5 protein-coding genes are annotated in these 7,430 nt (G+C 69.2%); 2 read left to right on the top strand and 3 right to left on the bottom strand.

Going from position 1 to position 7,430, the window contains the following annotated elements:
* Both ACIGHN_RS27335 and dnaG read right to left on the bottom strand, forming a co-directional pair.
* The coding region (locus ACIGHN_RS27335) for an RNA polymerase sigma factor region1.1 domain-containing protein (protein ID WP_396507401.1) at nt 1-1,132 on the bottom strand (1,132 nt) is incomplete at its 3' end.
* 257 nt (nt 1,133-1,389) lie between these two features.
* A complete protein-coding gene (gene dnaG, locus ACIGHN_RS27330; RefSeq protein WP_396507399.1) occupies nt 1,390-3,477 on the bottom strand; it encodes a DNA primase in 2,088 nt (695 codons plus the stop codon).
* 58 nt (nt 3,478-3,535) lie between these two features.
* Here dnaG and ACIGHN_RS27325 point away from each other — a divergent pair, with 58 nt between their 5' ends.
* Both ACIGHN_RS27325 and ACIGHN_RS27320 read left to right on the top strand, forming a co-directional pair.
* Entirely contained in the window at nt 3,536-4,630 is a 1,095-nt protein-coding gene (locus tag ACIGHN_RS27325; protein WP_396507397.1) for a PotD/PotF family extracellular solute-binding protein, read from the top strand.
* Between the two features lie 2 nt (nt 4,631-4,632).
* Entirely contained in the window at nt 4,633-6,315 is a 1,683-nt protein-coding gene (locus ACIGHN_RS27320; protein WP_396507395.1) for a diguanylate cyclase domain-containing protein, read from the top strand.
* Between the two features lie 224 nt (nt 6,316-6,539).
* Here ACIGHN_RS27320 and ACIGHN_RS27315 read toward each other — a convergent pair whose 3' ends face one another.
* Nucleotides 6,540-7,424: an AraC family transcriptional regulator gene (locus ACIGHN_RS27315; protein WP_396507393.1), complete on the bottom strand. Its 885-nt coding sequence runs from the start codon at nt 7,422-7,424 to the stop codon at nt 6,540-6,542.
* Nucleotides 7,425-7,430 lie beyond the last annotated feature (6 nt).

Genomic DNA, 7,430 nt, shown 5'->3' with positions numbered 1-7,430 from the left:
CGCCCTTGCCGTCGTCGTAGACGGCATCTTCGAATACGTCGAACTCTTCTTCGGCCACATAGTCGTCGGCCTCGTTGGGGTTGGAGAAGCCGTCCACGATGGTCGAGATGACGACCTTGCCTTCGCGGATCTCTTCACCCATGTTGAGGATCTCGGCGATGGTGGCGGGCGATGCGCTGATCGCCTCCATCATGGCCATCAGGCCGCCTTCGATGCGCTTGGCGATTTCGATTTCGCCTTCGCGGGTCAAGAGCTCGACCGTGCCCATTTCGCGCATGTACATGCGCACCGGGTCGGTGGTGCGGCCGAATTCCGAGTCCACGGTGGACAGTGCGGCTTCGGCAGCTTCTTCGGCTTCTTCCTCGGTGGCGCCAGCGGGGGCGTTGTCCGTGATGATCAGCGCCTCGGCGTCGGGCGTCTGCTCGTACACCGCCACGCCCAGGTCGTTCAGCGTGGTGATGACGGCTTCGAGGGTTTCGGCGTCGACCAGCTTGTCGGGCAAGTGGTCGTTGATTTCAACGTGCGTGAGGTAGCCGCGCGTCTTGCCCAGCTTGATCAGTGCCTTCAGGCGCGCGCGGCGCTTGGCCATGTCTTCTTCGGACAGGACGGTCTCGTCCAGGCCGAATTCCTTCATCAAGGCGCGTTCCTTCGCCTTGCTGATCTTCATGCGCAGCGGCTTGACCTTCTCGACCGTGGCTGCGGCCTCCGGCGTGTCCTCGACTTCGCCTTCCAGGTCCGCTTCGATGTCGGACAGGTCGGTGTCGTCACCGCTTTCCTCGGCGCCGGCGGCGGCCTTGGGCTTGCGGCCACGCTTGGCGGGCGCCTTGGCGTCGGCGTCGCCCGCGGCCTTGGCAGGACGGCCAGGGCGCTTCTTGGGAGTATCGTCTTCGTCGGATGCAGCAACTGCCTTGGCACGGGCAGGCTTCTTCTTCAGCAATTCATCGGCAGCTTTGGTCAGCTCGGCAGAACTTTTCACGGGCACTGGTTGGACTTTCTTGACCGCTCTAGCGGGTGCGGGGGCGGACTTTTTGGCCGCGGCCTTCGCGGGCGCTTTGGCAGCAGGGGTGGAGACGGCCTTGGCGGCGGTAGCTGGAGCAGACTTGGGCGGCTTCGCGGACTTTTGAGCGGGCATGGGCACCTCAGAATCAAAAACGGACACAAAGAAAACGCAAACGCCACAGATCCCGGCGCGGGTGGCACAGCGAGCCCCGAAAGGCATGCGCTGGTCGAGGGGGAACCCTCAGGGGCAAGATGTCTGGGCGATCATTTGGTGTGCAGTCCTTGCGATGGTTGGGCTGGTTGTGCGCGTTTGTCACGGTGGCCCGGTTCGGAGGTGCTGCTGTCGCTCTTGCCGCTAACTAACCCTACATTATACCTCTTGGCGGTATTTCAAGCGGCCTTCGGCCCCAAGCCCAGCAAAACCCTGCGTTTGTGCTCCAGCTCGCGGTAGCGCTCCAGGGCGGTCGCGTCGGTGGCGGCCTGCAGCATCAGCAGTTTTTGCTGCTCTTCGATGTCCTCGACCTGCATGCGGTTCAGTAAATCGCGCAGTTCCGTGCGCAGCTCCTGCAGGTCGCCTTCGGTCTGGGCGTGCGAGCCCGTCATCACCTTCACAGCCAGCGCCTCGCACTCGTGCTCGCGCAGGCTCTCTCGCAGCACCGCCCAGGCCAGGGGGCCATGTTCGTGGAACTGCGCCTCCAGCCAGCTGAACAGCGGGCCGTGGGGCGGCTGCAGCGCGCACAGGGTGGCGTGGTCGTCGTGCGTCAGCTCTTCCAGAAACGCCATGTGCGACAGCAGCAGGCGCGCGGCGTGGTCGGTGCGGCTGGCGGTGGGCGTGCGCGGCAGGCGGGGCTGGGGCGGCCAGGGGGCGTCCTTGTCCCTTTTCTTCCAGTTGCCCTTCCAGTCGCCGCTCTTGCGAAACGGGGGCTTGTTGCCGTAGCTGCCGCCCTGGCCGCCTTGTCCAGTGCCGCCACCGCCACCGCCGCCGTAGCCGCCTGGGTAGCCACCGTCGTATCCCCCGGCCGGCTCGCCCTGGGGCGGCCAGGACCCCGCGTCGGGCGGGGCGTCCCAGGAGGGCGGCTCGTGGTCATAGGCCGCAGGGGCCTGCCGGGGCGGCGCGCTGCCGGCGCCCGCGGGGCCGCCGTGGCCGGAGTGCGATGACCGCGGTGCCTCGCGCGCCGTGGCCTGGCCCCACAGGTCCGCCAGGTCCTGCGCCCGCAGTTGGGTCAGGTCCGCCAGCTCGCCCAGCACCTGGCGCTTCAAGATGCCGTCGGGCAGGGCCGACCACAGCGGGCGCGCGTTGCTGGCCATGTGGGCGCGGCCCTCGGCGGTGGCCAGGTCGCAGCCGTCGCTGGCCGACTCGACCAGGAAGCGGCTGAGCGGCACCGCCTCGCTCACATGCCTGGCAAAGGCCTCGGTGCCGTGCTCGCGGATGAAGCTGTCCGGGTCGTGCTCGGCCGGCAGGAACAGGAATTTGATGCTGCGCGTATCCGTGGCGTGGGGCAGGGCGCCATCGAGCGCCTTGCGCGCCGCGCGCCGGCCGGCGGCGTCGCCGTCGAAGCTGAACACCACCGATTCGGTAAACCGCAGCAGCTTGTGCACATGCTCGGGCGTGCAGGCCGTCCCGAGTGTGGCCACCGCGTTCGGAAATCCCAGCTGCGCCAGCGCCACCACGTCCATGTAGCCCTCGGTGACCAGCGCGTAGCCGTGCTCGCGGATGGGCGTGCGGGCCTCGAACAGGCCGTACAGCTCGCGCCCCTTGTGGAACACCGGGGTCTCTGGCGAATTCAGGTACTTGGGCTTGTCGTCGCCCAGCACGCGCCCGCCAAAGCCGATGCATTCGCCCTTGACGTTGCGGATGGGGAACATCACCCGGTCGCGAAAGCGGTCGTAGCGCTTGTCCTGCCCGTCTTCCCCCACGATGACCAGGCCGCTTTCTTCCAGCAGCGGGTCGTCGTAGTGGGGGAACACGCTGGCCAGGCTGCGCCAGCCCTCGGGCGCATAGCCCAGGCCGTAGCGCTTGGCGATGGCACCCGAGACGCCGCGGCCCTTGAAGTAGGCGATGGCCCGCTGCGACTCGCGCAGCTGGCGGCGGTAGGCGTCGCCCGCTTTTTCGAGCACGTCGGTCAGCGTGGCCTGCTTTTGGCGGGCAGCGGCGGCGCGCTCCTTCTCCTGCGGGGAGATGTCGTCGTCGGGCACCTGCAGGCCCACTTGCTGGGCCAGGTCCTGCACCGCCTCGACGAAGCCCATGCCCGCGTGCTCCATCAGAAAGCTGATGGCGTTGCCGTTCTTGCCGCAGCCAAAGCAGTGATAGAACTGCTTGGCGGGGCTCACGCTGAAGGAGGGGGACTTTTCGCCGTGGAAGGGGCACAGCCCCATGAAATTGGCCCCGCCCTTCTTGAGCTGCACGTACCGGCCCACGATGTCGACCACATCGACGCGGGCAAGCAGTTCCTGGATGAAAGACTGGGGGATCGTCACCGGCCTATTGTCCGCGTAAACTGTTTGTTACCAAGTATTGCAAAAAAGGCTTTCGGGCATGGTGGCAATGGCACGGTGGCGGGCGGTCGGCGCGTCCAGCACCTCTGCGCTGCGGCGCAGGGACCTGGCTGCGCTGCTGCCTTGGGCCGCTGCGGTGCTGCACCCCGTGCCCGCGCGGGCCGCCACGGTGCTGCGCGTGCTGGCCTGGCCGGGCTACGCGGACCCGGACATCGTGGCCACGTTCGAGAAGCGCCACGGGGTCAAGGTGGAGATCACCACGGTAGCGTCCGACGACGTCCTGCGGGCCCAGCTGGCCGGCGCGGCCGCACCGGGCTTTGACCTGGTGGCCGCCAACACGGCGGAAATCGCCCGCCTGGCAGCCCGGCGCCTGCTGGCACCGTTGCCGCTGAGCAACATCCCCAACGCCCAGCGCCAGTTGCCGCGCTTTCGCAACCTGCAGGCCATCGCCGGCCTGGCCCAGGGCATGGATGTCTATGGCATGCCCTACACCTATTCGGAGATGGGCCTCATCTACGACCGCCAGCAGTTCACGGCTCCGCCGCAGTCCATCGGCGTGCTGTGGGACCCGCGCTGGCGCGGCCGGGTGCTGGCGTTCGACGGCAGCAGCCACGGGTTTTCGCTGGCGGCCATGTACCGGGGGCTGCCGCCGTTTCACATCGCCGCCAGCCAGTTCGGCCCGCTGGCCCGGGACCTGGTGGCGCTGCGGCGCAACGTGCGCTCGTTCTACAGCCTGCCGGAAGAATCGCTGGAGCTGTTTCGCAAGCACCGCATCGCGGTCATGCATGCCAACTACGGCCAGCAGCAGCTCAAGCAATTGCGCGACGCGGGGCTGGACGTGGGCTACGTGGTGCCGCGCGAGGGGGCGCTGGCCTGGCTCGACTGCTGGGCAATCACCCGCCGCTCCACGCAGGCGGGCTTGGCGGCGCAGTGGATCGATTACATGCTCGAGCCGGCCGTGAGCCGCGAGCTCACCCGGCGCCAGGGCCTGGCCAACACGCTGGAGGAGCCGCCCGCGCTGTCGGGCGATGCGCCGGCCGGCGCCATCGTGTGGCTGGAGCCGGTGGAGGACGAAGCCCGCCGCGCGCAGCTGTGGCGGCGCATCCTGTCGGGCGACCGGCCCGCGAGGTTCTGACGATGGCGTCGCCCCACAGCCGCGGCGTGACCTGGGGCATTGCGCTGCGCCTGGCCGTGCTGCTCGCGTCCTTCAGCGTGCTGGCCGCGCTGCTGGCGGGCTACTACACCTTCGAGTCCAGCCGCACGCGCCTGCAAGGGCGGGCGGAGCAGGCGCTGCTGGCCACCACGCAGGTGCTGGCGCGGCACCTGCAGGCGGGCTTCGGCGCAGTGGCGCGGGACGCCGCCTTCCTGGCCAGCGTGGCCAGCATCGAGCAGGACCGCAACGTGCTGGCCGATGTGTTCCGCGCCAGCCTGATCACCCACCCCAGCTACCTGCAGATCCGCTTCATCGCGGCGCAGGACTATGGCCTCGAGCAGGTGCGCATCGACCGCAAGGGGGACGCCTGGATACGCGCTGGCGACGACGAGCTGCAGGAGAAGGCGCACTTCCCCTTCGTGTTCGAAACCCTGGCGCTGGGCGCGGGCGAGGTGTATGTGTCGGAGTTCGGCATCAACCACGAAGGCGCTGACGATGCCGAGGCGCTGCCGGTCTTCAGCATGGCCTCTCCGGTGGTACGCGGCGGCCAGGTGCGGGGCGTGGTGGTGGTGCGGGTGGCGGCGCAGCGGTTCTTGCAGAGCTTCCATGCAGCGCTGCCCGCGCCGTATGGCTTCTTCCTGAGCAACCGCTGGGGCGACTTTCTGGTGCACCCCGATGCCACCCAGGCCTTCGGCTTCGACCGCGGGCAGCGCATTCTGGTGCAGGACACCTTTGCGCCCGCCGCCCCGCTGATCAGCGGCGCCCGCACGGAGGCCGTGTTCAGCCAGCCGGCCACCGACGACGAGGAGGCGCGCGCGTTCTCGTTCGTGCGCATGCCGTTCGGGCGGGAGGGTGAGGGCCGGTTCATGGTGGTGGGGCTGTCGCAGCCGCTGGCTGCGGTGCAGGGCGAGGTGCTGGAGCTCGGCCGCAGCGTGTTCAAGATCCTGCTGGTGCTCAGCGCGGTGGGCGTGCTGCTGGCCGCAGGGGTGTCGCGCCTGGTCACGCAGCCGCTGCAGGCCATGGTGCGTGCCGCGCAGGCGTTTTCGCAGGGCCGGCCCCACAGCGACCTGCCGCTGCAGCGCAAGGACGAGATCGGCGAGCTGGCGCGCAGCTTTCACGACATGGAGCAGCAGATCGGCCGCCAGATCACCGAGCTGAACGCCAGCCGTGACGCCATGGCCCACCTGGCCCACCACGATGCGCTCACCGGCCTGCCCAACCGCCGCATGTTCGAGCAGCGCCTGGCCCAGGCGCTGGAGCTGTCGCGCCGCAGCGGCCGCGCCTGCGCGCTGCTGTTCGTGGACCTCGATGAGTTCAAGCGCATCAACGACGCGCACGGCCATGCGGTGGGCGACCTGGTGCTGCAGGCTGCAGCCCGCACCATCGTGGGGGCGGTGCGCCAGTCCGACACGGTGGCGCGGCTGGCGGGCGATGAGTTCACGGTGCTGTGCGAGAACGTCGACTCCGAAGACGCAGCGCTGCAGGTCGCCGCCAAGCTCGAGCGCGCCTTCCACGTGCCCCTGGGCATCGAAGGCCGCCCGCTGCCCGTGCGCCCCAGCATCGGCGTGAGCCTGTTCCCGCGCGATGCGCAGGACGCGCACACCCTGCTGGCCAACGCGGATGCGGCGATGTACCGCACCAAGCAAAGCCATCGCCGCCGCGTGTGAGCGGTGCGGGGGGATGCACACGCGTTGCCACTCAGGGCCACTGTCCCCGGGTGCTGAAAGTGATAGGCGCTACTGTTTTGATAGCTGTTCGCGCTCGTCCAGAGAGCGGTAGAGGCATTTTTCATGCTTGAAAAGCGCCTTGTACGCTGCTGCAGTGCCCGCGCCCGCCAGGCCTGCACGCCTCCGTCTCGCCTTCCTACCGCATCACCGCGCCCTGGCGTACGTCACGGCTGCCCCATGGCATCGAGCCATGCGCGTGGCGACAGCCCCAGCTTTTGCGCGAACACGCGCGACAGCGCGGACGGGTTGGCGTAGCCCAGCTCCTGCGCCATCGACTTGATCGACCGGCCGCCGCGCAGGTGGGCCTGCGCCAGCGTCAGCCGCCAGTGGGCCAGGTAGTCCGCAGGCGTCTCGCCCACCACTGCCTTGAAGCGGGCGGCAAACGCGCTGCGCGACATGCCGGCCTGCGCGGCCATCTGCTCCAGGCTCCACGGCTCGCCGGGCGCTTCGTGCAGGGCCGTGAGCGTGCGCGCAAGCTGCGGGTCGGCCAGCCCGGTGAGCAGGCCGGGCGGCATCTGCGCCCTGTCGGGGTGGTCCAGCAGCCAGCGCAGCAACTGCAGCAGCACGACCTCGAAGAGCCGGTCGGCCAGCACGCGGTGGCCGCAGCGCAGGCGGTCGGTCTCGGCAAACAGCAGGTCCAGCGACAGCTGCAGTCCCGGCACGTCAGCCAGCGGCAGCAGCACCAGCGGGGGCAGGGCGCGGGCCAGCGGGTGGCTGGCGCCGCCGTCAAAGTCGAGCGCGGCGCAGGTGAAGTCCGAGCCGTCCACCGGCGCGTTGTGAAAGAAGTGTTCGAGCGGCCGGGCGTAGAACAGCAGGCTGGGCTCGCACACCTCCAGCCGCTCGGGCGGGCCGGCCAGCGGCTGGTGGGTGACGACCATCTCGCCGCGCCGCAGCACATGCAAAAACCCCCGCCCGGGCGCGGCCGCGAAGTGCGTCACCCCGCACAGCGGGCCGGTGTGAAAGAGATGCGCCCGCACCCGAAAACGCTCCAGCAGCGACGACAGCCGGTCGAACGGCGCGGGCTGCGGGGTGGAGTCGCTCTGGGTCATGGCCGT

The organism is Acidovorax sp. NPDC077693 (genome assembly GCF_044542805.1).
GTDB lineage: Bacteria > Pseudomonadota > Gammaproteobacteria > Burkholderiales > Burkholderiaceae_C > Acidovorax.
This window is presented reverse-complemented; position numbering and strand designations above follow the sequence as displayed.

Excerpts from the sequence above, each read along its gene's own strand:
- ACIGHN_RS27325 (WP_396507397.1), top strand. The coding sequence starts at position 3,536 with ATGGTGGCAATGGCACGGTGGCGGGCGGTCGGCGCGTCCAGCACCTCT.
- ACIGHN_RS27315 (WP_396507393.1), bottom strand. The coding sequence starts at position 7,424 with ATGACCCAGAGCGACTCCACCCCGCAGCCCGCGCCGTTCGACCGGCTG.
- ACIGHN_RS27320 (WP_396507395.1), top strand. The coding sequence starts at position 4,633 with ATGGCGTCGCCCCACAGCCGCGGCGTGACCTGGGGCATTGCGCTGCGC.